Genomic DNA, 26,123 nt, shown 5'->3' on the forward strand with positions numbered 1-26,123 from the left:
GGAGAGCGCCATGCTGATTGTTGCCGACGAGAATATACCGCTGCTCGATGCCTTCTTCGCAGGCTTCGGCGAGATCCGCCGTTACCCGGGCCGCAGCATCGACCGCGCCTGCGTGCAGGACGCCGATGTATTGCTGGTGCGCTCGGTGACAAACGTCGACCAGGCCCTGCTCGAAGGCAGCAAGGTGCGCTTCGTCGGCACCTGCACCATCGGCACCGATCACCTGGCCCTGGACTACTTTGCCCAGGCCGGTATCCAGTGGTCCAGCGCGCCGGGCTGCAATGCGCGGGGCGTGGTGGATTATGTGCTGGGCAGCCTGCTGACCCTGGCCGAGCTGGATGGCGCAGACCTGGCGCGGCGCACCTACGGGGTGGTTGGCGCCGGTGAAGTCGGCGGGCGCCTGGTGGAGGTGCTGCGCGGGCTGGGCTGGACGGTGCGGGTATGCGATCCGCTGCGCCAGGCGCAGGAGGGGGGGGACTACGTGAACCTGGAGCAGGTGCTGGCCGAGTGCGATGTGATCAGCCTGCACACGCCCTTGACCAAGGGCGGCGAGCATTCGACCTGGCACCTGCTGGACGCCGAGCGCTTGGCGCAACTGCGCCCCGGCGCCTGGCTTATCAACGCCAGCCGCGGCCCGGTGGTCGACAATGCGGCATTGCGCAGCCTGCTGCAGGCGCGTGACGATGTGCAGGCGGTGCTGGATGTGTGGGAGGGCGAGCCGCAGGTCGATCAGGCGCTGGCCGACCTGTGCGTGATTGCCACCCCGCATATCGCCGGCTACAGCCTGGATGGCAAGCAGCGCGGCACGGCGCAGATCTACCAGGCGTTCTGCGCCTGGCGGGGCGAGGCCGAAACGGTGCGCCTGGCCGACCTGCTGCCGCGCCCATGGCTGGCGCAGCTCAGCCTGCAGGCCGAAACCGATCCGGCCTGGGCTCTGGCCACACTGTGCCGTGCGGTGTACGACCCGCGCCGCGACGATGCGGATTTTCGTCGCAGCCTTGACCGTGACCCGCAGGCCCAGCGCGCGGCCTTCGATGTGTTGCGCAAACAGTACCCGCCGCGGCGCGAGATCGAGGGGCTGATGGTGCGCATCGAGGGTGATGCGCCGCAGTTGCAGCAGATGGTCAAGGCGTTGGGTGGCCTGTTGGTGTGAGGTACTGCTTTCGCCGGCCGGCAACGGGTCTCCCTGCAGGCGCCGGCCTTGCCGGCGAAGCGGGCTTTACACCAGGCATAAAAAACCCGGCACCAGGGCCGGGTTGATTTGAATAGGGGTCAGGCTTTCTTGGCGAGCTCTACCCGGCTTTTCTCCAGGTCCTCGCAGGCTTTTCTGATCATGTCTTCGGTGATCTCGATTTCCCGACCCTGGGCATCGATGATCGACCCGCACGCCGGGTTCGGATGGCTTGGGCGTTGCGCTTGGGTATTGCTGTTTTGCAAGCTCATTTCCTGTCTCCTCATCAGGTTGCAAGCTCAGACTAGATCCGCGACATGACCGCACCATGACAGCCCTGTCACACCTCCAGTCCAACAGAAAGTCAGACAAATCTCCAGCGGCACTTTAGAACGAAACGCTCTAGTGAACTTGTTGCCTGGTCTTGTCAGTGATGCCCCACGCGCTGCAGAGTTCCTTGGCGCCTGACCGGTGGTCGGGTGTAGGCTGACCTGCATACTCCGGATAAACGAAGACCTTCATGCCCAGCCTTCTTTCTGCTCGCCAGCGCCAGGCCCTGCGCCTGGCCTGGCGTTTCATTCGCCCTTACCGCAAACAGGCCATGGCCGCACTGCTGGCGCTGGTGGTCACTGCGGGTATCACGCTGTCCATGGGCCAGGGCATTCGCCTGCTGGTGGACCAGGGTTTCATGACCCAGTCGCCACACCTGCTCAACCAGTCCATCGGCCTGTTCATGTTGCTGGTGCTGGCACTGGCGGTGGGTACCTTCAGTCGTTTCTACCTGGTGTCGTGGATCGGCGAGCGGTGCGTGGCGGATATACGCCAGCAGGTGTTCGACCACCTGGTTTACCTGCACCCGGGCTTTTTCGAAAGCAACCGCAGTTCGGAGATCCAGTCGCGCCTGACCACCGACACCACGCTGCTGCAATCGGTGATCGGCTCGTCGCTCTCGCTGTTCCTGCGCAATGCCCTGATGGTGCTGGGCGGCATCGTGCTGCTGTTTGTCACCAACCCCAAGCTCACCAGTATCGTGGTGCTGGCCTTGCCGCTGGTGCTGGCGCCGATCCTGATCTTCGGCCGGCGGGTGCGCGGCCTGTCGCGCCAGAGTCAGGATCGCATCGCCGACGTGGGCAGCTACGTGGCCGAAACCCTCGGCCAGATCAAGACCGTGCAGGCCTACAACCACCAGGCCCGTGACCAGCAGCGTTTCGGCCTGACCGTGGAGGCTGCCTTTACCACCGCCCGCCAGCGAATCGTGCAGCGCGCCTGGCTGATCACCCTGGTGATCGTGCTGGTGCTCGGGGCGGTCGGTGTGATGCTGTGGGTCGGTGGCATGGACGTGATCGCCGGGCGTATTTCCGGCGGCGAGCTGGCGGCGTTCGTGTTCTACAGCCTGATCGTCGGCAGCGCCTTCGGCACCCTCAGCGAAGTGATCGGCGAGCTGCAACGGGCCGCAGGCGCAGCCGAGCGGATCGCCGAGCTGCTGGCGGCACGCAGCGAGATCCACGCCCCCGACGAAGGGCTGGAGCGCCTGCCTCCCAGGGTCAGTGGCCGCCTCGAACTGCAGGAGGTGCATTTTGCCTACCCCTCGCGGCCCACCCCGGCGGCTATCGACGGCCTGAGCCTGACGGTGGTGCCTGGCGAGACCCTGGCCCTGGTCGGGCCTTCGGGGGCGGGCAAGTCGACGCTGTTCGACCTGCTGCTGCGCTTCTACGACCCGCAGCAGGGGCAGATACTGCTCGACGGCCAGCCACTGACCCGGCTCGACCCGCAGGACCTGCGTCGGCATTTCGCACTGGTTGCGCAGAACCCGGCGCTGTTCTTCGGCACGGTCGAAGACAACATCCGCTACGGGCGTGCCGAGGCTACCAGTGCCGAGGTCGAGGCAGCGGCGCGCAGCGCGCATGCCCATGAATTCATCCTGCAGTTGCCCCAGGGCTACCAGACGCACCTGGGCGATGCCGGGCTTGGGCTTTCCGGTGGTCAGCGCCAGCGCCTGGCCATTGCCCGGGCGCTGCTGGTGGACGCGCCGATCCTGCTGCTGGACGAGGCCACCAGTGCCCTCGACGCACAAAGCGAGCACCTGATCCAGCAGGCCTTGCCAGCCCTCATGGCCGGGCGCACCACGCTGGTCATCGCCCATCGCCTGGCCACGGTGCAGCACGCCGACCGTATCGCCGTGATCGACCAGGGCCGGCTGGTCGCGGTGGGCACCCATCGCCAGCTGATTGCCGAGAACCCGCTGTATGCGCGGCTTGCCGCCTTGCAGTTCAACAGCGCATGAAGGAAATGTTACAGATTTTGTACGTCTGTAACATTTCTGTAGCAATCCCCTGAGAGTATCGGATCAGCTGTTGCGTAATGCTCAATGCAGTTTGCTGCCATCGCTCGATGGCAGCTTTTTTTTGCCCGGTGAACGAGGACAAGGACGTCTTTGACTGGTGCGGCAGGTGGCGCGCCAGCTTTCCTATCCTCTTGTTCCGAGACCCTTGCGATGTTCGTGCGTAAATCCCTGCGGCTGCAAATTCTCGCCCTGCTGGCTGGCAGCCTGCTGGCGATGTTGCTGATCGCCCTGGTGTGCTTTCAGTTCCTGTCGGCCAGCGTGCGTGGCTACGGCCAGCTGGTGGAGGGGCCGATACTGGCTTCGCAACTGATCGACGAAGCCAACCTGCAGTTCAAGGTGCAGGTGCAGGAATGGAAGAACGTATTGCTGCGCGGCAAGCAGCCGGTCGAGCGGGACAAGTACTGGCAGCAGTTTTCGGCGCGTGAACAGCAGGTGCAGGCGCTGCTGGCCCAGCTGGTGCGGGCCAACGCCGACGATGCGGGGCTCAGAACGCGCCTTCAGGCACTCAAGGACAGCCACGCGCAACTGGGTGCTGCCTACGCCCGCGGTCGCGATGCGTTCATCGCGGCAGGGGCCGACCCCGCTGTCGGGGACCAGGCAGTGAAGGGCGTGGACCGCGCGGCCAGCGAACAGATGAGCGAACTGGTCAGCCAGTTGCGTGCCGATGCCCAGGTGCAGGCGGCGGCCATCGATGCCCGCGCGCAGCGTACGGTGTGGCTGGGGCTGCTGGTGATGCTCGGCTCGGCGCTGCTGATTGCGCTGCTGAGCCTGTGGCTGGTTGATCGCAGCCTGATCGAGCCGATTCGACGCCTGATCGAATACGTGGCACACCTGAGCCAGGGCCGCTTCGATGCCCGCGTGGCCTGCGGGCGCCATGACGAGCTGGGGCGCCTGGCGGTGGCTGCCAATACCTTGCGCGATTTTCTGGCCGACACGGTAGGGCGCCTGCAGGACAACGCCCGGGAGCTGGAGTCCGCCAGCGGCGAGCTGCGCAGCCTGGCCGGCGGCATGGCGCGGGGCACCGAAGACCAGTTCCAGCGGACCGACCAGGTGGCCACGGCCATGCAGGAAATGTCCGCCACTGCCCAGGAGGTGGCCCGCCATGCGGCGGACGCGGCGCGCGCCGCGGATGATGCCGACCACAGTGCCCAGGCCGGCGAGCAGGTGATGCAGTCGACCATTGCCACCATCGACGCGGTCAACCGGGACATCGCCGGCACGGCGGCGGTGATTCGCCATCTGGAACAGGACAGCGCCCGTATCGGCAAGGTGCTGGAGGTGATCCGCGCTATCGCCGAGCAGACCAACCTGCTGGCGCTCAATGCTGCCATCGAGGCGGCCCGTGCCGGCCAGGCCGGTCGCGGGTTCGCGGTGGTGGCTGACGAGGTGCGCAACCTGGCCCAGCGCACGGCGGCGTCCACCGCCGAGATCAACCAGATCATCAGCGCCGTGCAGTCGGGCGCGCTGGAGGCGGTCAAGGCCATCGAGAACGGCCAGGCCCGCAGCGAGGAGGGGGCCGAACAGGTACAGCGTGCCGGTGCCATGTTGCAGCGCATCACCCAGGCGGTGGAGGCCATCCGCGACATGAACCGCCAGATCGCCACCGCCGCCGAGGAACAGACCAGCGTGGCCGAAGACATGTCCTGCAACCTGGTGGAGATCACCCGCATCGCCACCGCCAATCAGGGCGCCGTGCAGCGGACCGAGCAGGCCGGGCAGCACTTGCACGACCTGTCGGGTCGGTTGGGCGAGGTGACGGCGCGCCTGCGGGCCTGACCGGGGGAAATCCGCCACCTGCCGGCCCTTATGTCGGGCAATGTGGCGGATTGTCGCCAGCAAAACCATCAACGATGGGGTGCGACCACAGGTCCTAGCTATTAGCCGTTGGTCTTGTGCAAGTTGGCCCGCTTTCTGCTTATGGCGACCCAGGCTTAAGCCTTGCGAAACATTCAGGGCTGCTACGGCAGCCATGGCGTCAGACCGTTCCCCGCACCCTCGATACCCCAGCCGCCAGCCAGCCTCGAAGGCCTGGACGCCATGCCTTGAGCCATGGCCTGCGCGCGCAGAACCACAAGAGACGGGCGTGCACTGCGGGCGTGATGGTCATTGCCAATCACTTCACTTCAATTGGATTGAACTATGAAAAAAATCCTGCTGACGCTCTTGTGCCTGAGCGTCATGGGTTGCTCCAAGCCCAGTGAACCGGAAAAGACCGTCGACGTGCTGCTGATCGGCGGCGGCATCATGAGTGCAAGCCTGGGGACCTACCTCAACGAGTTGGAGCCGGATTGGTCCATCGACGTGTACGAGCGCATGGACAAGGTGGCCGAGGAAAGCTCCAACGCCTGGAACAACGCCGGTACCGGCCACTCTGCGTTCTGCGAGCTGAACTACACCAGCGAAGCGGCTGACGGTTCGATGGACATCAGCAAGGCGGTGGGCGTCAACGAGCAGTTCGAGATCTCCAAGCAGTTCTGGGCCTACCAGGTCGAGCAGAAGGTGCTGAACAACCCGACCTCGTTCATCAACAACGTGCCGCACATGAGCTTTGTGTGGGGCGACAAGAACGTCGAGTTCCTCAAGAAACGTCATGCGGCCCTGCAGCACAGTTCGCTGTTCCGTGGCATGGAGTACTCCGAAGACCACGCGCAGATCCAGAAGTGGGTGCCGATCGTGATGGAAGGCCGTGCCGCCGACCAGAAGATTGCCGCAACGCGCATGCCGATCGGTACCGACGTGAACTTCGGCGAGATCACCCGCCAGCTGTTCGCTTCGCTGACCCAGCATGACAACGTCAAGCTGCACACCTCGCACGAAGTGCGCGACATCGTGCGCAACGCCGACAACACCTGGACCGTGGTGGTTGCCGACCTCGCCAACAAGGGCGTCGAAACCAGCGTCAAGGCCAAGTTCGTGTTCATCGGTGCCGGTGGTGGCGCGCTCAAGCTGCTGCAGAAGTCCGGCATCCCGGAAGCTGACGGCTATGCCGGCTTCCCGGTGGGCGGCCAGTTCCTGATGACCGACAACCAGGACATCGTCAAACGCCACAAGGCCAAGCTGTACGGCAAGGCCTCGGTCGGTGCGCCGCCGATGTCTGTACCGCACCTGGACACCCGTGTCATCGATGGCAAGGAAGTGCTGCTGTTCGGCCCGTTCGCGACCTTCTCCACCAAGTTCCTGAAAAACGGTTCGCTGCTGGACATGTTCTCGGCACTGACCACCCACAACATCATGCCGATGACCCATGCCGGTATCGACAACATCGACCTGAGCACCTACCTGATGGGCCAGTTGATGCTGAGCTTCGAAGACCGCATGCATGCCCTGCGCGAGTACTTCCCCAACGCCAGGAACGAAGACTGGAAACTGCTGCAGGCCGGCCAGCGCGTCCAGGTGATCAAGAAGGATCCCGAGCACGGTGGCATCCTGCAGTTCGGTACCGAGGTGGTGGCTTCGCAGGACGGCACCATCGCCGCGCTGCTGGGCGCCTCGCCAGGTGCCTCCACCGCCGCACCGATCATGCTGACCGTGCTGGAAAAGACCTTCAAGGACCGTATCAAGACCCCTGAATGGCAGGCCAAGCTGAAGCAGATCGTGCCGACCTATGGTCAGAAGCTCAACAACAACCTCGAGCTGACCAACAAGACCCGTGAGTGGAGCAGCTCGCGCCTGAACCTGCTGTTCGTGCCGGTGCTGCCGGACGAGACGGCGGTGGCCGCGCAGTAACGTCGGGTTGACGCTTCGCGGATCGAGCCCGCCCCCACCGGATGATTGACATCCTCGTGGGGGCGGGTTTGAGCCACAGCGGATGCAGTACAGCCAGAAACCACAAAGCCCGCAAAAGCGGGCTTTGTGGTTTTTGCCGATCTGGTCGGAGAGACAGGATTCGAACCTGCGGCCTTCTCGTCCCGAACGAGACGCGCTACCTGGCTGCGCTACACTCCGATGACAAAATTCTACTCAAAAAAAAACGCGACCGGCAAGCCCCGGCGAGGGGCCTGAAGCTTGCCGTCTGTACTGCCTTTTACAGCTCTTTCACGGTGCGGACCTGGTCCTTGTTGATCCGGGTGCTCTTGCCGTCGAGCTGTTCGATTTCATAGAAGCCCGAATCTTCATCGTACTTGGGGGTGTCGACCGCCTGGATCTCACGTCCGTCATTCAGCGTGATCACGGTAGGCGAAGCACACCCGGCGAGGGTGCCCAGGCCCAGGGCGAGCAGGAAAGCGGGGAGGGTCCGTTGAATCATATTCTTTCTCCATTGAGGGGGAAGTTGCGGGTCATGTCATTGAGACGCATCGCGTCCCAGCAAGTTCCTCGCAACTTGAGCATAGCGGCTGAACCGCGTCATTGATCGGGAACAATGCAATCGGCCGCTGGCGGGCGGGCGCGGGGAGGGCTGTGATATAACTGGCGGCATTCTTTCCCTGTCATGGATTCACCTTCCTCATGAAAGCCAAGGCTGATGTACCGTTCGTGCCGCTGAACATTGCCGTGCTGACCGTCAGCGATACCCGCACCCTGGAAACCGATACCTCCGGCCAGGTGTTCGTCGACCGCCTGACTGCTGCCGGCCACGCGCTGGCCGCCCGTGTACTGCTCAAGGACGACCTCTACAAGATTCGCGCGCAGGTCGCTACCTGGATCGCCGACGAGCAGGTGCAGGTGGTACTGATCACGGGCGGCACCGGCTTCACCGGCCGCGACAGCACCCCCGAGGCGGTCGGTTGCCTGCTCGACAAGCAGGTCGACGGCTTCGGTGAACTGTTCCGGCATATCTCCCTGGCCGATATCGGCACCTCCACCGTGCAGTCCCGCGCCCTGGCCGGGCTGGCCAACGGTACGCTGGTGTGCTGCCTGCCCGGCTCGACCAACGCGGTACGCACCGGCTGGGACGGGATTCTTGCCGAGCAACTGGATGTACGCCATCGCCCGTGCAATTTCGTCGCGCACCTCAAGCAGGCGGCGCCGTGTGAAAGCCGTGGCTGAGCCTGTTGCGGCAAAGCCGCTGCTGCCCGTGGAGCAGGCACTGGAGCGCTTGCTGGCGCTGGCCGAAGCGGCGCGCATCGAAGACTGCGAAGAGGTGCCACTGGCTGCTGCCGAGGGCCGTGTGCTGGCCACGGCGCTGGTCGCCGGCCTTGACCTGCCGCCCTGGCCCAACAGCGCCATGGACGGCTACGCACTGCACCACGCCGACTGGCAGGGCGCGCCGCTGGTGGTGAGCCAGCGCATTCAGGCCGGGCAGGCGCCTGCGCCTCTGGAGCCGGGTACCTGTGCGCGCATCTTTACCGGTGCGCCGCTGCCGGCAGGGGCCGACTGCGTCGAGATGCAGGAGAACGCCGACGTTCAGCCCGATCAACGCGTGTGTTTCACCGAGCCGCTCAGTGCCGGGCTCAACGTGCGCCCGCAGGGCCAGGAAACCCGGGCAGGTGAAACCGTGCTGGACGCCGGGACCCGCCTCGGTCCGGTCGAGCTGGGCCTGGCTGCCTCGCTCGGCTGCGCGGTGCTGTCGGTAGTGCGCAAGGTGCGGGTGGCGGTGCTTTCCACCGGCGACGAACTGGTCGAGCCGGGGCTGCCCCTGGGCCCCGGGCAGATCTACAACAGCAACCGGCGCCTGCTGGTCAGCTGGCTGCAGCGCCTGGGCTGCGAGGTGAAGGACGCCGGCATCCTGCCCGATGATCTGGCGTTGACCCGTGAGCGCCTGGGCCAGCTCAAGGACGTGGACCTGATTCTGTCCACCGGTGGTGTATCGGTGGGCGAGGCCGATTACCTGGGTATCGCCCTGCGCGAAGAAGGTGAGCTGTCGCTGTGGAAGCTTGCGATCAAGCCCGGCAAGCCGCTGACCTTCGGGCATTTTCGCGGGGTGCCGGTGATCGGCCTGCCAGGCAACCCGGCGTCGACCCTGGTCACCTTCGGCCTGCTCACCCGGCCGTACCTGTTGCGCCGCCAGGGTGTGCAGGACGTGACGCCGCTGCAGTTCAGCGTGCCTGCCGGTTTCGACTGGCCCAAGCCAGGCAATCGCCGCGAATACCTGCGCGCGCGCATGGAGCAGGGCCAGGCGCTGATCTACAAGAACCAGAGCTCGGGTGTGCTGCGCAGCGCCGCGTGGGCCGAGGGCCTGGTGGAGGTGCGCGAGGGCACTGCGCCCGGCAAGGGCGACAGCGTGCAGTTCATCCCCCTCAGCGAGCTACTCGGCTGACGGCAGCAGGCCCCGGGCAACCCGGTCGTTGCCCAGTGGGGCCTGCGCGGCGAGGCGCGCATACACGCTCTCCAGCTGCGCGGCGGCCCTGCTCCAGTCATGCTGCTCGCGCACGAACTGGCGCGCGGCATCGGACAACTGCTGCATGCGCGTCGGGTGGCTCAGCAGGCGGGTGATGATCAGTGCCAGCGTGTCGGTGTCGTCCCCACCCAGGTAATGCTCGCCGTTGCGCACTGCCAACCCCGCTGCGCCCTGGGTGGTGGTGACCACCGGCAGGCCTGCGGCCATGGCCTCGAGCAACTTGATCTTGCACCCGCCGGCATGGCGCAGCGGGGCAAAGAACAGCGCCGAGTGGCGTTGCAGCTCACGCAGGTCGGGCAGGTAGCCGATCCATTCGATGCGCGGGTCGTTCCAGCGCAGCTTCCACTGGGTGGGCAGGGCATGTCCGACCACCGCCAGGCGCACGGCCGGGTTGCTCAGCCATACCTGCGGCAGGATCTCCTCCAGCGCCCACTCCAGCGCCTCCAGGTTGGCGCCGTATTCGAAGTTGCCCACCAGCAGCAGGCGCTGGCTGTGCGGGCAGGCGCTGATGTGCTGGTAGTACTCGTAGTCCACGCCGTTGATCACCACCTCGGCAGGGCGGCCGGTGAACTGGCGGATCTGTTCGGCATCGCGCGGGTTGACGGCCACCACTTCGCTGGCCTGGCGCAGCACCCGCGACTCCCAGCGCCGGTAGCGCCAGCGGTCGAAGCTGTTGAACGGGCGCAGCCACAGAGGCAGGCGGTCCTGGCACACCGCGCCGGTGTCCGACTCCACATGATGCTCGCTGACCATGAAAGGCAGGCCGCTGGCTTGCAGGGCCTTTTCGAAGGGTTGGAAACTGTAGCTGTGCTCGATCTGGATCACATCCCACTGCTCGCGCAGCAACGTTTCGAAGCAGTGGCGCAGGTGGGGCGCCAGGCCGTTGGTGCTGGCCCGCATCGGGTAGCCGACGTACAGCGCCGCCAGCAGGTTGAGCGGGCTGCGCAAAGGCCTTCGCGGCAACACGATCAGGCGCTCGAGCAGTGGCTCCAGTGCCTGTCGGGCTGCCTCGCCAAGCGGAACTTTCGAGTGCACCAGCAGCGTGATCCTGTGCCCGCGTTCAGCCAGGCCACGCAACAGGTGGTATTGCCGGGCCTTGCTGCCGCTGGTGGTGGGCCAGGGCAGGTAAGGCAGTGTCCAGAGTACGCGCATGACCCACTTCCTCTCTTGCCGCAGGGGCGTCGACAGGCTGAATGCGAAAACGCGCCTGGCGGGCCTCAGCCGATCGCTGCTGCCGGGGCGCGTCCATAGATATCAGTAAAGCGCACGATGTCGTCCTCGCCCAGGTATTCGCCGCTTTGCACCTCGATCATTACCAGATCGATCACCCCGGGGTTGCTCAGGCGATGCTCGCGCCCCGGCTTGATGAAGGTCGACTCGTTGGTGTCGAGCAGAAATTCCTCTTCGCCGTTGGTCACGCAGGCCATGCCGCTGACCACGATCCAGTGTTCGCTGCGGTGATGGTGCATCTGCAGGGACAGGCAGGCCTGCGGGCGTACCATGATGCGCTTGATCTTGAAGCGCGGGCCTTCCTCGAGCACGGTGTAGGTGCCCCAGGGGCGCGTCACGGTGCGGTGCAGGCGATAGGCGTCGTGGTCCTGGCGCTTGAGCTGCTGGGCAATCAGCTTGACCTCCTGGCTGCGGCTCGCGTCGGCGATCAGCAGGGCGTCGGGGGTGTCGATGATGATCAGGTTGTCCAGGCCGATGGCGCCCACCAGGCGGCGAGGCGAATCGATGTAGCAGTTGCTCACGTCGTGCAGCACGGTCTCGCCGTTGCACTGGTTGCCCTGGGCATCGCCCTGGGCCAGGCTGCGCACCGCCCGCCAGCAGCCGATGTCACTCCAGCCCAACTGGCTGGGCAGCACTGCCACCTGGGTGGAACGCTCCATCACGGCGTAGTCGATGGAGATGTCGGCAACCTGCGCGAAGCTGGTGGCATCCAGTTCCAGTTGCAGGCTGTTGCTGCCCTGTTTGCTCTGGCTCAGCCCCAGGCATTCGCCGACCGCATCCAGAACCTGCGGTGCGTGCTGCTGCAGCTCGCGCAGGATGGCATCTGCACGCATGCAGAACATGCCGGCGTTCCACAGGTGCTGGCCGCCCTCGACATAGCGCTGGGCGGTCTCTGCGTTCGGCTTTTCGACGAAGCGCTCCACGCGATAGCCATGGGCATCCAGGGCCTGGCCCTTCTCGATGTAGCCGAAGCCGGTTTCCGGTTGAGTGGGCACCAGGCCGAAGGTGGTCAGCCAGCCTTGCTCGGCCAGGGCGCGGGCGCGCTCCACGGCCTCTTCGAAGGCTGCCTGGTCGGTGATCAGGTGGTCGGCGGGCAGCACCAGCAGGTGGGCGTCTTCGCCGTATTCACGGGCACAGTGCAGGGCGGCGGCGGCAATCGCCGGGGCCGTGTTGCGCCCGCAGGGCTCGAGAATGAAGTCCAGCGCGATGCCGGGCTGTTTGAGCTGGCGGTATTCATCCTGGGTGCGGAAGAACACTTCGCGATTGGTGACGGTGAGTACGCGGGCCACATCCTTGAGTGCGCAGGCACGCAGGAAGGTTTTCTGCAGCAGGCTCTGGCCATCGGGCATGCGCATGAAGGGCTTGGGCATGGCCTCGCGTGAAACCGGCCACAATCGGGTGCCGGCTCCACCGGCAATGATGCAAGGGATCAGTGTGCTCATTTCACTCAGCCTCGTGTTCTGGGCACCGCTAGGCGGTGTGATAACAGGGAAAAGGTGAACCTGGCAGGCGCTTTGCTCAATGAGTCAAAAAAGTGACTTTTATCACTGGCATCGTCCGTGAAGGCCAAATATTTGTCGAATGATGCACATCGATTGAGAATCTTTCAATGGCAATTGTGTGAAAGCGCTGTTTTTGACGTGGTCCGCATGCAACGGAACCGTGTTGTAATCGGTCGATATACACGGGCGTCATCTGACGCGGCACCGCCGTCGGCGGTGATCAATGCGGGGGGGAGCAGTTATGGGTGAGCGCAGGGCATTGTTGATTCTGCATGGCAAGCAGGCCATGAACGACGAGGTGCGCGCGGCGGTAATGGGCTTGCGCGAGCGCGGCTGGCAGCTCGATGTTCGACTCACCTGGGAGGGGGGCGACGCCCAGCGCCTGGTGCACGAGGCGCTGGCGGCGGGGTACCCGCATCTGGTGGCCGGTGGTGGCGACGGTACCCTGCGCGATGTGGCAGAGGCGCTGGCCCAGGCCCGGGGTGATGCCAGCCTGGCGCTATTGCCGCTGGGTACCGCCAACGACTTCGCACGGGCTGCCGGTGTGCCGCTGGAGCCGGACCAGGCTCTGAACCTGCTGGAGTTGCCGGCGCGGGCGATCGACCTGGGCGAGGTGGGCGGGCAGGTGTTCCTCAACATGGCCACCGGCGGTTTCGGCAGCCAGGTCACGGCCAGCACTTCCGAGGACCTGAAGAAGGTAATCGGTGCCGCGGCCTATCTGTTCACCGGGCTGTCGCGTTTCAGCGAGCTGCGTGCGGCCTCGGTGGAGCTGCAAGGTCCGGATTTTCACTGGCAAGGTCAGTTGCTGGCCCTGGGAATCGGCAACGGCCGCCAGGCCGGCGGCGGGCATGTGCTGTGCCCGCAGGCGCAGGTGGACGACGGGCTGCTCGATATCAGCATCCTGCCGGCGCCGCAGGAGGTGGTCGGCACTTTGCGTGACCTGCTGAGCGAGGGCCTGGGGCTGGACAATCTGTTTGTTCGCGCGCGCCTGCCGTGGGTCGAGATCAAGAGCGCCGAAGGCCTGGACATCAACCTCGATGGCGAGCCGCTGCAAGGCGACAGCTGGCGCTTCAGTGCACTGCCGGGGGCGCTGCGCGTGCACCTGCCCGCCGAGTCGCCGCTGCTCAGTCGTCCAGGCTGATGATCTGTTCGCGCACGGCGAACAGCACCAGGCCCGCCACGTCGTAGATCTGCAGGCGTTTCATGATCTGCGAGCGGTGGGTCTCGACGGTCTTGATGCTCAGGCCCAGGCCGTTGGCGATTTCACGGGTGGATTTGCCGCGCACGATCAGGCGCAGGATTTCCAGCTGGCGCGCCGTGAGGTTGTGGTTCTCGACGGCCTCGGGCTTGCTGCTCTGGGCGCGGAGTAACGCCTGGTTGATCACGGTATGCGCGATGGCCGGGCTCAGGTAGCGCTCGTCGCTGCGCAGCGCGGCCAGTGCCTGCTCCAGTTCGGTGGCGGTGGTGTCCTTGAGCAGGTAGCCATGGGCGCCGATTTCCAGTGCGCGCATGATCAGCTCGGGGTCGGTGTGCATCGACAGGATCAGCACCTTGCTGCGACAGCCAGCAGCCTTCAGGCGGCCCAGGGCCTCCAGGCCCCCGGTCGAGCGCATCGAGATGTCCAGCAGCACGATATCCGGGTCCAGGCGCTGCACCAGTTCGAGCAACTGGCTACCGTCGTTGGCCTCGCCGACCACGGCGTAGCCGGGTATGTCGGCGACCAGGGCGCGTACGCCGGCGCGAATCAGGGAGTGGTCATCCACCAGCAACAGATTACAGATCATGGGGTTTACTTGTATTGGCGCGTTCACGGGCACGCGGTGGCCAGGGGAACAGTACGTCGATATGGGTGCCCTGGCCGGGTTGGCTGTTCACGCTCAGCCGGCCATTGAGCAGGTTGACCCGTTCACTCATGCCGGCCATGCCGCGCTGGCCCTCCTCGCCGGGGGCCGCAGCAGGCGTGAAGCCCTGGCCGTCGTCGCTGATCGATAGTGCCAGGCCTTCGGGGGTGCGCTCGATGCGCACGCTCAGGTTGCGTGCCCGGGCGTGTCGCAGAATGTTGGTGACGGCTTCCTGGGTAATGCGAAAGGCAGCGATGGCCATGTCTTCCGGAATGCCACCCAGGCGCTGCCTGCACTCCAGGCTCCAGTGCACGTCGGTGTTTTCCAGGGTGCGCAGCAGGTGCGCGCGCAGGCTCGCTTCAAGCCCCAGGCTCGCCAGTTGGCGTGGGTTGAGGATCGCCGACACATCACGCACGTTGGCCAGGGTGTCGTCCAGGGTGCTGCGCAATGTGGCGCAGTGTTCCTGCAGGTCGGCCGGCATGCGCCGTTGCAGCCAGTCTGCCTGCAGCTTGGCGGCTGTCAGCAGTTGGCCGATATCGTCATGCAGTTCGCGGCTCAGACGCTGGCGTTCGCTCTCCTGTACCTCGAGCAGGCGGTGGGCCAGCTCCTGGGGGCGCATGGCGATCGAGCGCGCGGCCTGGCGCAATTGCCAGCCAATTCCGAGCAGGGCGGCCAGCTGCAGTGCCAGCAGGCTGCCGGGCATCGGTGCCGCACGCAGGTACAGGTACAGGTTGGCCGCCGCCGACACCAGGCACAGCAGGGCGCTCAGCCAATGCAGCAGAGAAGCGCCCGGAGGGCCGCGCTTGAGTGTCTTGAGGCTTGAGAGCATAGGGAATGAAGCCACTGAAGTATCGCTGTTGAAAGCCGGTCGAATATCGCCCAACAGGCGTTTGGGGCAACGCCTGGATTTAACTTTGTGCAGTTTTGCCAACACTGGAATCAGACGATTTCAAGTGTGCTGAAAACGCCAAACTTCAGCACCGTGCATTGTCGGTGTGCAATTTGCGTCGGGCATAGTATCACTTCGCTTGGAAATGGTCGCGGGGCGTGAAAGATGTCCGAACTGTCAGTTTTACGGGCTGGTACGGTCGTTCCGGATGGCGCAAAGTCTAGCACTTTGCTATCACTGGTGGCGATACACAACTTGTCCTATATGCGCTGATATTGTTTTTGTATACAGCTGACAGAAACTCGCCGCCCACGTGTAAGTTAATGCTTAGTGTTGTGGGAAAGTGCTTTGAAATGATGCGCGGCGGGGAAATTTCCCACGCCGGTTAGTTGTGCAACTTCATGCGCCCAGGGCGGGTGCAGGGGCGGCGGGTGTGGCGGTCGCCTTGGCCGGTTCTGCGTGCAACTGCCGGAAGGTCTGTTCCAGTTCCTCCAGCAAGGCCAGTTGCTCCTGGGGGTCCAGGTTCAATTGGCCGGTGTGCGGGTCGATCAGTTCAAGCTGCCAGGCCAGCAGGCTCAGGCAGGCTTTCAGCTTGGGCAGTGCAGCGTGAAGGCGCGCGCGGCATTGCTGCGGTTCGAGCACATGACAGAGTTGGCGACAGAAGTCGGCGATCTGCGTCTGGGCCTGCAGGTGGGCACGCTCGGCCAGTGTGCCGAGGGTGTTCAGCAGGCAGTCGCACGCGTCGGTATCGTGGCCGATCAGGTCAAGGTGCGACAGGCACTCCTGAGCGCGGGTCAGCAGTACGTGGGCATCGACCTGAAAGTCGTGTAGGGCGCTGATGTCCGCAGTGGTGTCGGACATCAGTCGTTTCCTGCCAGGCGCAGACTGCGGATGGGGGCTGAAACGCCCTGGAGCCGGTGTTTTGGCAAGACGCTAGCATTGGTTGTGGACAACAAGGCAGTAGCGAGCAAAAGCCTGACTCCATTCATGCAATGAGAATGGCGTCACATTAATGGCTAAAGGATATTGCGAACATCAGGCCTCGCCCGATTGTGGCTAGGGGTTTCCCTGATGGCATTGGCTTGGTGTGATCGCTGATGACCTGCCGCGACTGCAAAACTGTCAGCGCAGTAAACCATGATGCTAAAGTGACATCAATGCCCCCCGCAGCATTTTATTTTGGGGGGTCAAGCCAAGACGAACGCGGCCGATACACGGTTGATAATTCAATTTTTGCGACACGCCTGGGGGTTGTTTAATGGCTGGCATTCTCGACACGGTAGACCAAAGGACGCAGCTGGTAGGCGAGAACCGTCTGGAAATCCTCATGTTTCGCCTGGCCGGGCGCCAACTGTTCGCGATCAACGTGTTCAAGGTGCAGGAAGTGCTGCAGATGCCCAAGTTGACCCTGATGCCGCAACGCCATGCGTATGTGTGCGGCGTGGTCAACCTGCGTGGGCAGACCCTGCCGGTGATCGACCTGTCCCAGGCCATCGGCATGCGCCCACTGGAGCCGGGGCCCAACAGCACCATCATCGTCACCGAGTACAACCGTTCGGTGCAGGCGTTCCTGGTGGGAGGCGTGGACCGTATCGTCAACATGAACTGGGAGGCGATCATGCCGCCGCCCACCAGTGCCGGGCGTCAGCATTACCTGACGGCCATCAGCAAGGTCGACGAGCAACTGGTAGAAATCATCGACGTGGAGAAAGTACTGGCCGAAATCGTGCCGTACAACGCCAAGGTGTCCCGCGACAAGCTGGAAGACCCGGTACTGGCGCAGGCGCGAGGGCGGGAGGTGCTGCTGGTGGACGACTCCACCGTGGCCCTGGCGCAGTTGCGTGAAACCCTGAGCCAGCTGGGGGTGAAGATGCATGTGGCCAGCGATGGCCTCAAGGCACTCAACCTGCTCAAAGGCTGGGCGGATGCCGGTGAGGACGTGTGCTCGAAGTTGCTGATGGTCTTCACCGATGCCGAAATGCCGGAAATGGACGGCTACCGCCTGACCACCGAGATCCGCAACGACCCGCGCCTGCGCAGCCTGTACGTGGTACTGCACACGTCCTTGTCGGGCAGCTTCAACGAGTCGATGGTGAAGAAGGTCGGTTGTGACAACTTTTTGTCCAAGTTCCAGCCCGACAAGCTGGTGGATGTGGTGCGCCAGCGCCTGATGCTGGACGAAGCGACCGTCTGAGCCGGCACCAAGGGCCGGGCAGCGGTTGCCCGGCCTTCGGTGTAAGCTTGCGCCTTTATCATCCGGAGCCGGCCCATGCGTCTGAGCGCGTTGTATCGTTACCCACTCAAGTCGGCCCAGGCGCAAGCCATGGGCCAGTCGCCGTGCGGCCTGCTGGGCTTGCTGGGTGACCGGCGCTGGATGCTGGTGGAGCAGGACAACGGACGTTTCCTGACCCAGCGCGCCTACCCGCAGATGAGCCAGTTATCGGCGCTGTACGACGCCGATGGCGGGCTGGTGCTCAGTGCCCCGGGTTTTGACCCCTTGCAGGTGGCGGTGCCGCAGGCGGACGCCAATCTGCGTGGGGCGACCATCTGGCGCGACACCCTGCGCGTACCGGATGCAGGCGATGCGGCGGCCGACTGGTTGAGCCGCTTCATCGGCAAGCCGGTGCGCCTGGTGCATGTGCCCGAGCCGCGTACCCGCTATCTGCCGGCCGGCTACGGTGAGAACAGCGACCGTGTGGCCTTCGCCGATGGTTTCCCCTTGCTGCTGATCGGCCAGGCGTCGCTCGACGACCTGGTACAGCGGGTTGGGCGCCTCTTGGAGATGCTGCGCTTTCGGCCCAATCTGGTGGTCGAGGGCAGTGCGGCATATGCCGAGGATGGCTGGAAGCGCATTCGCATTGGCCAGCAGACCTTTCGGGTGCTTTCCCCGTGCACGCGCTGCATCCTCACCACCCTCGACCCGCAGACCGGCGAGCGCAGCCCCGATCGCGAACCCTTGACCACGCTCAAGACCTATCGGCAGAAGGAGGGGGATGTGCTGTTCGGCCAGAACCTGGTGGCCGACGGCGAGGGCATGCTGGAGGTGGGCATGGCGGTCGAGGTGCTGGAATAGCGACGGGCCGCTTCGCCAGCAAGGCTGGCCCCTGCACACGCACCGTCGCCTCCACAAGGTTGCGCTTCGACGTTGCCGGCGAAGCGCTGATCACCGCTTACTGATCGTCGAAAAACCGCTCGTGCCAATCCACCAGTGGCTGCGGTGAATTGAGTTTCTGCCCGTAGATCACCGAATACGACAGCACGTTCTGCACGTACTGGCGGGTCTCGTCGAACGGAATCGACTCCACCCATACGTCGAAGCTCAGGTGATCGGCGCCGCGCAGCCACTGGCGCACGCGTCCGGGGCCGGCGTTGTAGGCGGCCGAGGCCAGCACCCGGTTGCCGTTGAACTGGCCGTGCACCTGGCTCAGGTAGGCGGCGCCCAGCTGGATGTTCTTGTCCGGGTTCAGTACCTGCGCCGGCGAAGCCAGCGGGATGTTGAACTTGCGCGCCGTCTCCTTGGCGGTGGCCGGCATCAGCTGCATCAGGCCGCTGGCACCCACGTGGGAACGGGCATCGTCCATGAAGGCGCTTTCCTGGCGGGTGATCGCGAACACCCAGCTCGAGTGCAGGCCGCGTACCTTGGCTTCGCGAACCAGGGTATCGCGGTGGGCCATCGGGAAGCGGATATCCAGGTCGTCCCAGTACTGGGCCTGGCTGATGGTGCGGATGGCCGGGAAGTACCAGCGCATTTCATAGGCCAGGCGCGCCTGGGCGACCATCTCGTCGCGGCTGAAATGACGGCTGACGTGGTACCACTCGCGGCGCCCGTCAACGATCTGGCCGCGGGCATGGAATTCCAGCGCGCGCCGCACGCCGGGCGTGTTGCGTACCTTGTTGATCAGTTGCTGGCTGAGCACCAGCGGCTTGTTGTTGAGCTGGTAGGGGGTCTGTGCACGATCGGCGGCCAGGAACCCGTAGAAGTCGCGCTCTCGCGCTACCGTCTTGTACAGCAGTGGAATCTGCGGGTTCTTCGGCTGCGCCAGCTCCAGGCTGCGCGCCTGCCAGTAGCGCCAGCGGTTGGTGGTGGCCAGGTCCTGGGGCAGGCGTTTGGTCAGCTCGTAGGCATCTTCCCAGCGGCCCAGGCGCAGCAGCAGGCGCAGGCGCCATTCGGTCACGGTGTTGTCGCGCAGCTCGGGGTCGTACTGGGTCATCAGGCCCAGGGCGCGGGGGTCGTAGCGCCGTGCCAGGGTAAGGCCGATTTCGCGGGCGATCGCCACCTTCTCGTCGCGGGAGAAATGCATGCGATTGGCGTAGTCGTCGAGCAGCGCCATGGCCCGCTCCGGGTCCTGGCGCGCCAGGCGGCGCAGGCCCAGGCTGACCACGTCGGACATCGCTTCGTTGACCGGGGTGAAGCGCCCGGGGTTGTTGAGCAGTTCGGGCTTCTGCGCCACATCCACCAGCAGACGGCCTTGCGGGCCCAGGGTGTTCAGGCCTTTGATCAGGGTGTTGGCCAGGGCGTAGTTGCGCGCTTGGGCCGCGAGCTTGATGCGCTCCCAGCGCTTCTGTTCGGTCAGCTGGCCCTCGGCGGCCCAGCGGTCGAACAGCACGTCACAGGCCGCTGGCTGCGACTTGCCCACCAGCCACAGCTTGTCGGCGGTGGCGTAGCCCTCGGCGCGCAGGTTGTGGCTGAGCTGATACTGGCCGTTGAGGCAGTCGAGCTCGGTGAAGTTCAGCTTGGGGTCGTAGTACTTGACGAAGGGTTGCCAGTCGCCGCGCTCTGCCAGCCAGCGCAACCAGCGCAGTTTCATCCAGTTGGCCTGGGGCAGGTCGCCATGCTCGGCAAGAAACTTCTCGATCTCGGCGTTGCTGGCGCTCTTGAGGCGCGCCGTCAGTTCGTCGTAAGCCAGGTAAGGCTCCAGCGGATAATCACGCAGGGCCTGTTCGTAACGGCGGTAAGGGCCGCTGTCGCCCTTGGCCAAGGCACGCTTGGCTTCATCGTAGTACTGGCGTTGCTGGGTGAGATCGGCGGCCTGGACGGTGCTGGCCGCGGTGGCGGAAAAAAGCAGACAGGATACGAGGCTGAGCAGGCTGCGGCGCATGATACTTCCGGACAGTTTGACCAAAACGAGTGTCGGCGGCGCCAGCACTGGTGGGATTACGTGCTTAAGCTTAGCCGTTTGCCGGGGGCGGAAGAAAGCATTGTGCTTGTATCGGCATGTAATGCAGGACTGCGGTCGGCACGCCGGTCGCGCTTAATGTGAAGCAGGCGCAACTCAGGTAGAATGCGCCCCCGGTTTTTGGAGAAGATCATGACCCTGCTCAAATTAAGCGATGTGTCCCTTGCGTTCGGTGCCATGCCGTTGCTGGACAAGGTGTCCTGGCAGATCGCCCGTGGTGAGCGGGTCTGCATCATCGGCCGCAACGGCACGGGCAAGTCGAGCATGCTGCGCCTGGTCAAGGGCGACCAGAAGCCCGACGAAGGCGATGTGTGGCGTGCCCCGGGCCTGAAGATCGGCGAGCTGCCGCAGGAACTGCCGGTGGCCGACGGGCGCACCGTGTTCGATGTGGTTGCCGAAGGCCTGGACGGTGTCGGTGCATTGCTCGCCGAGTATCACCACCTGAGCCAGAACATTCACACCGACGCCGACCTGGAAAAGCTCATGCACGTGCAGAGCGACCTTGAGGCGCGCGATGGCTGGCGCTTGCAGCAACTGGTCGACAGCACCCTGAGCCGCCTGCAGCTGCCGGCCGACAAGACCCTGGCCGAGCTGTCCGGTGGTTGGCGTCGGCGTGTGCTGCTGGCCCAGGCGCTGGTGTCCGAGCCCGACCTGCTGCTGCTCGACGAACCGACCAACCACCTGGACATCGGCGCCATCGCCTGGCTTGAAGATGCCCTGAGCGGTTTTGGCGGCGCCGTGCTGTTCATTACCCACGACCGTTCCTTCCTGCAGAACCTGGCCACGCGCATCCTCGAACTGGACCGTGGCGGGTTGATCGACTGGAACGGCGACTACGCCAGCTTCCTGGTGCACAAGGAAGCCGCGCTGGCTGCCGAAGAGACTGCCAACGCGCTGTTCGACAAGAAACTGGCCCAGGAAGAGGTGTGGATCCGCCAGGGCATCAAGGCCCGGCGTACCCGCAACGAAGGCCGCGTGCGCGCCCTAAAGGCACTGCGTGTGGAACGCAGCGAGCGTCGCGAGCGCCAGGGCAAGGCCAACATCCTGCTCGACGTGGCGGAAAAGTCCGGCAAGCAGGTGATGGTGCTGGAAAACGTCAGCTTCGCCCACCCCGATGGCCCTTACCTGGTCAAGGATTTCTCGATGGTCCTGCAGCGCGAGGACCGTATCGGCCTGCTGGGTGCCAACGGTACCGGCAAGACCACGCTGCTCAAGCTGATGCTGGGTGACCTGGAGCCAAGCTCGGGCAAGGTGGAGTCGGGCACGCGTCTCGAAGTGGCCTACTTCGACCAGTTGCGCCACCAGCTTGACCTGGAAAAGACCGTGATCGAGAACATGGCCGAAGGCCGTGACTTCATCGAGATCGATGGGCAGAGCCGTCACGTACTGAGCTACCTGGGCGACTTCCTGTTCAGCCCCCAGCGTGCACGCACGCCGGTCAAGGCGTTGTCCGGTGGCGAGCGTGCGCGCCTGCTGCTGGCCAAGCTGTTCAGCAAGCCGGCCAACCTGCTGGTGCTCGACGAGCCGACCAACGACCTGGACGTGGAAACCCTGGAGCTGCTCGAAGAGGTGCTGGCGGGTTTCAAGGGCACCGTGCTGATGGTCAGTCACGACCGGGCGTTCCTCGACAACGTGGTCACCAGCACCCTGGTGTTCGAAGGCGAGGGCAAGGTGCGTGAGTACGTGGGCGGCTATCAGGACTGGATTCGCCAGGGCGGTTCGCCCAAGCTGCTCGGCGTGACCGAAAGCAAGTCGGGCAAGTCCGAGCTCAACAGTGCGGTGGTCGAGGCCGTTGCACCCGAGCCTGCGGCAGCGCCGGTGGTCAATGAAGGCAAGAAGAAGCTCAGCTACAAGCTGCAGCGCGAGCTGGAGGCGCTGCCGGGGCAGATCGATGCCCTGGAGCAGAAGATGGCTGCGGTGCAGGCGGAGATTTCCGATGCAGGCTTCTATCAGCGGCCAATCGACCAGACCACCGCCGTGCTGGCCAGCCTCGAGAAGCTGCAGGGCGAGCTGGACACACTGGTGGAGCGTTGGGCCGAGCTCGACAGCTGATATGAAGAAGGCCCGCTGTGTCCAACAGCGGGCCTTCTGGTATCAGTCGGCCTTCTTCTGCAGGCGTACCGCCAGCACATCGCACGGTGCGCCGTGCAGCACATCATTGGCGGTGGAGCCCAGCAGCAGCGCCAGGCCGTGGCGGCCATGGCTGCCGACCACGATCAGGTCGCACTTCTGGTCCTTGGCCAACTGGTGAATCTCCTGGCGAGGCTGGCCGTAGGTCAGGTGGGAATCGCCGCGGTTGATCTCCGGATACTTGTTGAACAGGCGGTCCATGCGCTCCTTGGCCTGGTCGAACTGTTGCTGCTGCAGTTGCGACAGGTCCATCGGCACGTCGCCGCCGAAGGCCATGGCCATGGGCTCGACGATATGTACCAGGGAAACCTTGGTGCCGTTGGGCGTGGCCAGCTCGCGAGCGCGCTTGATCACCGGGTCGCATTCTTCGGTCAGGTCGACGGCGACCAGAATGTGTTCGTAGGGCATGAGGGCTCTCCTGACAATCGCGATAGTTAAAGTATGGTCGGTTTCAGGCTGATCGCATCGATGTCGGCTAACCAGCTCATTTGCAAAGTCTTTATAGGAATAACAGATATGACGTTCTGGGTAGTAGTGTCAATCCTTGCGCTGATGCTCAGCCCCATGGTCTGGCTGTTGCCCTCGCGTCGCACCAGCGGGCGCATGGCCCTGCGCCTGGAGGCGCGGCGCATGGGGCTGGCCATGCAGCTCACCCCGCAGACCTGGCCGCACTGGCTGCCCGAAGAGCCGCCGCATACCTGCGCGCAGTATCATTGCGCGCGCCGTCGCGGGCATGCCGACAGCTGGAGCTACTGGCAGGTGACACCAGGGGTGTGGCTCAACCAGTGGCGCGAGCCCTGCGAAGATGCGCGCGTGCTCGAGCACCTGTCGCGCCTGCCGGCGAGTGTCTACAAGGTCGAGGCCAACCCGCAGATGATCGCGTTGTGCTGGGGAGAGAAGGGGGATGCCGCAGCGTTGCAGGACATTGCCCGGTTGCTCAAGGCGCTGGCGTGACCGGTGAGTCGTGTGATTGACCGCCAGGGCCAGCCCCATGGCGGGGCCGGCAACTGAATAAAAAAGGCCAGGCAGGCCGGAAACTTCTTCGATGCCCTCAGTGTAGCTGCGCTTTATCCCTTCGCCGCCTCTTTCGTGCGTATCCATGGCCGATCACCTGCATGAATGATGGCCAATCACCTACAGGCTGAACCCGCACCCCTTCGCTCAAAATGACCGTAAAGTCGCGTTTTGCTCGTGCTTTTGGGTATTTGACAACGGCAGGCTTTTCGGTGAATGTGTCCGTACCCAAATCAAACGGGCGTATGAATTGAGCGTTTGTATGTCACATGACGCTCGCAGAATCCCGACTATCGCGCTGACGGGTGTGCCTGGTGCCGAATTTCGTACCAGCGTTCGGCGTGTACAGTTCAGCTTCCATATCGTGGAGATCAGTTGATGATTTACGAAGGTAAAGCCATCACGGTTAAGGCTCTTGAAAGCGGCATCGTCGAACTGAAGTTCGACCTCAAGGGTGAGTCCGTCAACAAGTTCAACCGTCTTACCCTGAATGAGTTGCGTCAGGCCGTAGACACCATCAAGGCAGATGCGTCGATCAAAGGTGTGATCGTCAGCAGCGGCAAGGACGTGTTCATTGTCGGCGCCGACATCACCGAATTCGTCGACAACTTCAAGCTGCCGGATGCGGAGCTGGTTGCAGGCAACCTCGAAGCCAACAGAATCTTCAGCGATTTCGAAGATCTCGATGTACCGACTGTTGCCGCCATCAACGGCATCGCGCTGGGCGGCGGCCTGGAAATGTGCCTGGCGGCCGACTTCCGCGTCATGTCGACCAAGGCCAAGATCGGCCTGCCTGAAGTCAAGCTGGGCATCTACCCGGGCTTCGGCGGTACCGTACGCCTGCCGCGCCTGATCGGCGCCGACAATGCCATCGAATGGATTGCCGCCGGCAAGGAGAACCGCCCTGAAGACGCACTGAAAGTCGGTGCCGTCGATGCAGTGGTGGTCCCGGAGAAACTTCAGGAAGCTGCCCTGGAACTGATCAAGCGCGCCATCAGCGGCGAGCTCGACCACAAGGCCAAGCGCCAGCCGAAGCTGGAAAAGCTCAAGCTCAACGCCATCGAGCAGATGATGGCCTTCGAGACCGCCAAGGGTTTCGTGGCAGGTCAGGCAGGCCCGAACTATCCGGCGCCGGTCGAAGCCATCAAGACCATTCAGAAAGCCGCCAACTTCGGGCGTGACAAGGCACTGGAAGTCGAAGCCGCCGGCTTCGTCAAGCTGGCCAAGACCTCGGCAGCCCAGAGCCTGATCGGCCTGTTCCTGAACGATCAGGAACTGAAGAAAAAGGCCAAGGCCTACGACGAGATCGCCCAGGACGTGAAGCAGGCCGCCGTACTCGGTGCCGGCATCATGGGTGGCGGCATCGCCTATCAGTCGGCCTCCAAAGGCACGCCGATCCTGATGAAGGACATCAACGAGCACGGTATCGAGCAGGGCCTGGCCGAAGCCGCCAAGCTGCTGGTCAGCCGCGTCGACAAGGGCCGCATGACCGCCGCGAAAATGGCTGAAGTGCTCAACGGCATCCGTCCGACCCTGTCCTACGGCGACTTCGGTCACGTGGACCTGGTGGTGGAAGCCGTGGTCGAAAACCCCAAGGTCAAGCAGGCCGTGCTGGCCGAGGTCGAAGACCAGGTCAAGGCGGACACCATCCTGGCTTCCAACACCTCGACCATTTCCATCAGCCTGCTGGCCAAGGCCCTCAAGCGTCCGGAAAATTTCGTCGGCATGCACTTCTTCAACCCGGTGCACATGATGCCGTTGGTGGAAGTGATCCGTGGCGAGAAGTCCAGCGAACTGGCGGTGGCAACTACCGTTGCGTATGCCAAGAAGATGGGCAAGAACCCGATCGTGGTCAACGACTGCCCGGGCTTTCTGGTCAACCGCGTGCTGTTCCCGTACTTCGGCGGTTTCGCCAAGCTGGTGAGCGCCGGTGTGGACTTCGTGCGCATCGACAAGATCATGGAAAAATTCGGCTGGCCGATGGGCCCGGCGTACCTGATGGACGTGGTCGGCATCGACACCGGCCACCACGGCCGCGACGTGATGGCCGAGGGCTTCCCGGACCGCATGAAGGATGACCGTCGCTCGGCCATCGACGTGCTCTACGAAGCCAAGCGCCTGGGCCAGAAGAACGGCAAGGGTTTCTATGCCTACGAGGCCGACAAGCGCGGCAAGCAGAAGAAGGTTGCCGACCCGTCGGTGCTCGAAGTGCTCAAGCCGATCGTCTACGAGCAGCGTGAAGTCAGCGACGAGGACATCATCAACTGGATGATGATCCCGCTGTGCCTGGAGACCGTGCGCTGCCTGGAAGACGGCATCGTCGAGACGGCGGCCGAGGCCGACATGGGCCTGGTCTACGGCATCGGTTTCCCTCCGTTCCGTGGCGGTGCACTGCGCTACATCGATTCGATCGGTGTGGCTGCGTTCGTTGCCCTGGCTGACCAGTACGCCGACCTGGGCGCGCTGTACCACCCCACCGAGAAGCTGCGCGAGATGGCCAAGAACGGCCAGAGCTTCTTCGGTTAAGCGCCCAACGACTAGAGCGAGA

General features: G+C 64.1%; 21 protein-coding genes and 1 tRNA gene. 12 read left to right on the forward strand and 10 right to left on the reverse strand.

Annotated elements, in window-relative coordinates; all coding sequences use genetic code 11:
• Nucleotides 1-10: 10 nt before the first annotated feature.
• On the forward strand, nucleotides 11-1,153 hold the full coding sequence (gene pdxB, locus NJH59_RS02230) for a 4-phosphoerythronate dehydrogenase PdxB (RefSeq protein ID WP_088514236.1): 1,143 nt from the start codon (nucleotides 11-13) through the stop codon (nucleotides 1,151-1,153).
• 119 nt (nucleotides 1,154-1,272) lie between these two features.
• On the opposite strand, the gene NJH59_RS02235 is transcribed toward pdxB, so the two are convergent.
• Entirely contained in the window at nucleotides 1,273-1,443 is a 171-nt protein-coding gene (locus NJH59_RS02235) for a PA1571 family protein (protein WP_167400204.1), read from the reverse strand.
• Nucleotides 1,444-1,691: 248 nt separating this feature from the next.
• Between NJH59_RS02235 and NJH59_RS02240 the strand changes: the two genes are divergently transcribed.
• The 3 genes from NJH59_RS02240 (at nucleotide 1,692) to mqo (ending at nucleotide 7,241) form a co-directional block, all read left to right on the forward strand.
• Complete coding sequence (locus NJH59_RS02240) at nucleotides 1,692-3,455, forward strand: ABC transporter transmembrane domain-containing protein (RefSeq protein WP_043864588.1); 1,764 nt, start codon at nucleotides 1,692-1,694, stop codon at nucleotides 3,453-3,455.
• Between the two features lie 210 nt (nucleotides 3,456-3,665).
• Nucleotides 3,666-5,291, forward strand: coding sequence for a methyl-accepting chemotaxis protein (locus NJH59_RS02245; RefSeq protein ID WP_213606015.1), 1,626 nt, complete (start codon nucleotides 3,666-3,668; stop codon nucleotides 5,289-5,291).
• Nucleotides 5,292-5,654: 363 nt separating this feature from the next.
• Complete coding sequence (mqo, locus tag NJH59_RS02250) at nucleotides 5,655-7,241, forward strand: malate dehydrogenase (quinone) (RefSeq protein WP_054916197.1); 1,587 nt, start codon at nucleotides 5,655-5,657, stop codon at nucleotides 7,239-7,241.
• Between the two features lie 142 nt (nucleotides 7,242-7,383).
• Here mqo and NJH59_RS02255 read toward each other — a convergent pair.
• Together NJH59_RS02255 and NJH59_RS02260 are read right to left on the reverse strand one after the other, a co-directional pair.
• Nucleotides 7,384-7,460 (reverse strand) — tRNA-Pro (locus tag NJH59_RS02255).
• A 79-nt stretch (nucleotides 7,461-7,539) separates the two neighbouring features.
• On the reverse strand, nucleotides 7,540-7,761 hold the full coding sequence (locus tag NJH59_RS02260) for a YgdI/YgdR family lipoprotein (RefSeq protein ID WP_043864585.1): 222 nt from the start codon (nucleotides 7,759-7,761) through the stop codon (nucleotides 7,540-7,542).
• 200 nt (nucleotides 7,762-7,961) lie between these two features.
• On the opposite strand from NJH59_RS02260, the gene moaB reads away from it, so the two are divergent.
• Complete coding sequence (gene moaB / locus NJH59_RS02265; RefSeq protein ID WP_043864584.1) at nucleotides 7,962-8,501, forward strand: molybdenum cofactor biosynthesis protein B; 540 nt, start codon at nucleotides 7,962-7,964, stop codon at nucleotides 8,499-8,501.
• Nucleotides 8,485-9,711 carry a gephyrin-like molybdotransferase Glp gene (glp, locus tag NJH59_RS02270; RefSeq protein WP_253086292.1) on the forward strand — a complete coding sequence of 409 codons (1,227 nt, stop codon included), beginning with the start codon at nucleotides 8,485-8,487 and terminating at the stop codon, nucleotides 9,709-9,711. Before moaB ends, glp begins: the two co-directional genes overlap by 17 nt.
• On the opposite strand, the gene NJH59_RS02275 is transcribed toward glp, so the two are convergent.
• Nucleotides 9,700-10,944 (reverse strand): glycosyltransferase family 4 protein, encoded by a 1,245-nt coding sequence (locus NJH59_RS02275; RefSeq protein ID WP_043864582.1) that lies wholly within the window; start codon nucleotides 10,942-10,944, stop codon nucleotides 9,700-9,702. The genes glp and NJH59_RS02275 overlap by 12 nt on opposite strands.
• 65 nt (nucleotides 10,945-11,009) lie before the next feature.
• Entirely contained in the window at nucleotides 11,010-12,464 is a 1,455-nt protein-coding gene (locus NJH59_RS02280; RefSeq protein ID WP_043864581.1) for a mannose-1-phosphate guanylyltransferase/mannose-6-phosphate isomerase, read from the reverse strand.
• Between the two features lie 301 nt (nucleotides 12,465-12,765).
• Between NJH59_RS02280 and yegS the strand changes: the two genes are divergently transcribed.
• Entirely contained in the window at nucleotides 12,766-13,665 is a 900-nt protein-coding gene (gene yegS, locus NJH59_RS02285; RefSeq protein ID WP_043864580.1) for a lipid kinase YegS, read from the forward strand.
• On the opposite strand, the gene NJH59_RS02290 is transcribed toward yegS, so the two are convergent.
• From NJH59_RS02290 to NJH59_RS02300, 3 genes are all read right to left on the reverse strand, one after another.
• On the reverse strand, nucleotides 13,649-14,308 hold the full coding sequence (locus NJH59_RS02290) for a response regulator transcription factor (RefSeq protein WP_043864579.1): 660 nt from the start codon (nucleotides 14,306-14,308) through the stop codon (nucleotides 13,649-13,651). The two genes, yegS and NJH59_RS02290, sit on opposite strands and share 17 nt — an antisense overlap.
• A complete protein-coding gene (locus NJH59_RS02295; RefSeq protein WP_043864578.1) occupies nucleotides 14,298-15,194 on the reverse strand; it encodes a sensor histidine kinase in 897 nt (298 codons plus the stop codon). The genes NJH59_RS02290 and NJH59_RS02295 overlap by 11 nt, the downstream gene beginning before the upstream one ends.
• A 459-nt stretch (nucleotides 15,195-15,653) precedes the next feature.
• Nucleotides 15,654-16,115, reverse strand: a complete 462-nt coding sequence (locus NJH59_RS02300; protein ID WP_043864577.1) for a hypothetical protein — start codon at nucleotides 16,113-16,115, stop codon at nucleotides 15,654-15,656.
• 397 nt (nucleotides 16,116-16,512) lie between these two features.
• Here NJH59_RS02300 and NJH59_RS02305 point away from each other — a divergent pair, with 397 nt between their 5' ends.
• Together NJH59_RS02305 and NJH59_RS02310 are read left to right on the forward strand one after the other, a co-directional pair.
• A complete protein-coding gene (locus NJH59_RS02305; protein WP_043864576.1) occupies nucleotides 16,513-17,448 on the forward strand; it encodes a chemotaxis protein CheV in 936 nt (311 codons plus the stop codon).
• 75 nt (nucleotides 17,449-17,523) lie between these two features.
• Complete coding sequence (locus tag NJH59_RS02310) at nucleotides 17,524-18,327, forward strand: MOSC domain-containing protein (protein ID WP_253086293.1); 804 nt, start codon at nucleotides 17,524-17,526, stop codon at nucleotides 18,325-18,327.
• 97 nt (nucleotides 18,328-18,424) lie between these two features.
• Here the strand turns inward: NJH59_RS02310 and NJH59_RS02315 are convergent, their stop codons facing one another.
• On the reverse strand, nucleotides 18,425-20,353 hold the full coding sequence (locus tag NJH59_RS02315; RefSeq protein WP_043864574.1) for a transglycosylase SLT domain-containing protein: 1,929 nt from the start codon (nucleotides 20,351-20,353) through the stop codon (nucleotides 18,425-18,427).
• Between the two features lie 210 nt (nucleotides 20,354-20,563).
• Here NJH59_RS02315 and NJH59_RS02320 point away from each other — a divergent pair, with 210 nt between their 5' ends.
• Complete coding sequence (locus NJH59_RS02320) at nucleotides 20,564-22,483, forward strand: ATP-binding cassette domain-containing protein (protein WP_253086294.1); 1,920 nt, start codon at nucleotides 20,564-20,566, stop codon at nucleotides 22,481-22,483.
• A 42-nt stretch (nucleotides 22,484-22,525) separates the two neighbouring features.
• Here the strand turns inward: NJH59_RS02320 and NJH59_RS02325 are convergent, their stop codons facing one another.
• Complete coding sequence (locus NJH59_RS02325; protein WP_043864572.1) at nucleotides 22,526-22,969, reverse strand: universal stress protein; 444 nt, start codon at nucleotides 22,967-22,969, stop codon at nucleotides 22,526-22,528.
• Nucleotides 22,970-23,077: 108 nt separating this feature from the next.
• On the opposite strand from NJH59_RS02325, the gene NJH59_RS02330 reads away from it, so the two are divergent.
• Both NJH59_RS02330 and fadB read left to right on the forward strand, forming a co-directional pair.
• Nucleotides 23,078-23,515: a hypothetical protein gene (locus NJH59_RS02330; protein WP_043864571.1), complete on the forward strand. Its 438-nt coding sequence runs from the start codon at nucleotides 23,078-23,080 to the stop codon at nucleotides 23,513-23,515.
• Nucleotides 23,516-23,953: 438 nt separating this feature from the next.
• Nucleotides 23,954-26,101: a fatty acid oxidation complex subunit alpha FadB gene (fadB, locus tag NJH59_RS02335; protein WP_043864570.1), complete on the forward strand. Its 2,148-nt coding sequence runs from the start codon at nucleotides 23,954-23,956 to the stop codon at nucleotides 26,099-26,101.
• The last annotated feature ends 22 nt before the right edge of the window (nucleotides 26,102-26,123 follow it).

The organism is Pseudomonas sp. VE 267-6A (assembly GCF_024126555.1).
Classification (GTDB): Bacteria; Pseudomonadota; Gammaproteobacteria; order Pseudomonadales; family Pseudomonadaceae; genus Aquipseudomonas; species Aquipseudomonas palmensis.

What these genes read in the sequence shown, in the direction of transcription:
- pdxB (WP_088514236.1), top strand. Translation starts at nt 11, where the DNA reads ATGCTGATTGTTGCCGACGAGAATATACCGCTGCTCGATGCCTTCTTC.
- NJH59_RS02235 (WP_167400204.1), bottom strand. Translation starts at nt 1,443, where the DNA reads ATGAGCTTGCAAAACAGCAATACCCAAGCGCAACGCCCAAGCCATCCG.
- NJH59_RS02240 (WP_043864588.1), top strand. Translation starts at nt 1,692, where the DNA reads ATGCCCAGCCTTCTTTCTGCTCGCCAGCGCCAGGCCCTGCGCCTGGCC.
- NJH59_RS02245 (WP_213606015.1), top strand. Translation starts at nt 3,666, where the DNA reads ATGTTCGTGCGTAAATCCCTGCGGCTGCAAATTCTCGCCCTGCTGGCT.
- mqo (WP_054916197.1), top strand. Translation starts at nt 5,655, where the DNA reads ATGAAAAAAATCCTGCTGACGCTCTTGTGCCTGAGCGTCATGGGTTGC.
- NJH59_RS02260 (WP_043864585.1), bottom strand. Translation starts at nt 7,761, where the DNA reads ATGATTCAACGGACCCTCCCCGCTTTCCTGCTCGCCCTGGGCCTGGGC.
- moaB (WP_043864584.1), top strand. Translation starts at nt 7,962, where the DNA reads ATGAAAGCCAAGGCTGATGTACCGTTCGTGCCGCTGAACATTGCCGTG.
- NJH59_RS02275 (WP_043864582.1), bottom strand. Translation starts at nt 10,944, where the DNA reads ATGCGCGTACTCTGGACACTGCCTTACCTGCCCTGGCCCACCACCAGC.
- NJH59_RS02280 (WP_043864581.1), bottom strand. Translation starts at nt 12,464, where the DNA reads ATGAGCACACTGATCCCTTGCATCATTGCCGGTGGAGCCGGCACCCGA.
- yegS (WP_043864580.1), top strand. Translation starts at nt 12,766, where the DNA reads ATGGGTGAGCGCAGGGCATTGTTGATTCTGCATGGCAAGCAGGCCATG.
- NJH59_RS02290 (WP_043864579.1), bottom strand. Translation starts at nt 14,308, where the DNA reads ATGATCTGTAATCTGTTGCTGGTGGATGACCACTCCCTGATTCGCGCC.
- NJH59_RS02295 (WP_043864578.1), bottom strand. Translation starts at nt 15,194, where the DNA reads ATGCTCTCAAGCCTCAAGACACTCAAGCGCGGCCCTCCGGGCGCTTCT.
- NJH59_RS02300 (WP_043864577.1), bottom strand. Translation starts at nt 16,115, where the DNA reads ATGTCCGACACCACTGCGGACATCAGCGCCCTACACGACTTTCAGGTC.
- NJH59_RS02305 (WP_043864576.1), top strand. Translation starts at nt 16,513, where the DNA reads ATGGCTGGCATTCTCGACACGGTAGACCAAAGGACGCAGCTGGTAGGC.
- NJH59_RS02310 (WP_253086293.1), top strand. Translation starts at nt 17,524, where the DNA reads ATGCGTCTGAGCGCGTTGTATCGTTACCCACTCAAGTCGGCCCAGGCG.
- NJH59_RS02315 (WP_043864574.1), bottom strand. Translation starts at nt 20,353, where the DNA reads ATGCGCCGCAGCCTGCTCAGCCTCGTATCCTGTCTGCTTTTTTCCGCC.
- NJH59_RS02320 (WP_253086294.1), top strand. Translation starts at nt 20,564, where the DNA reads ATGACCCTGCTCAAATTAAGCGATGTGTCCCTTGCGTTCGGTGCCATG.
- NJH59_RS02325 (WP_043864572.1), bottom strand. Translation starts at nt 22,969, where the DNA reads ATGCCCTACGAACACATTCTGGTCGCCGTCGACCTGACCGAAGAATGC.
- NJH59_RS02330 (WP_043864571.1), top strand. Translation starts at nt 23,078, where the DNA reads ATGACGTTCTGGGTAGTAGTGTCAATCCTTGCGCTGATGCTCAGCCCC.
- fadB (WP_043864570.1), top strand. Translation starts at nt 23,954, where the DNA reads ATGATTTACGAAGGTAAAGCCATCACGGTTAAGGCTCTTGAAAGCGGC.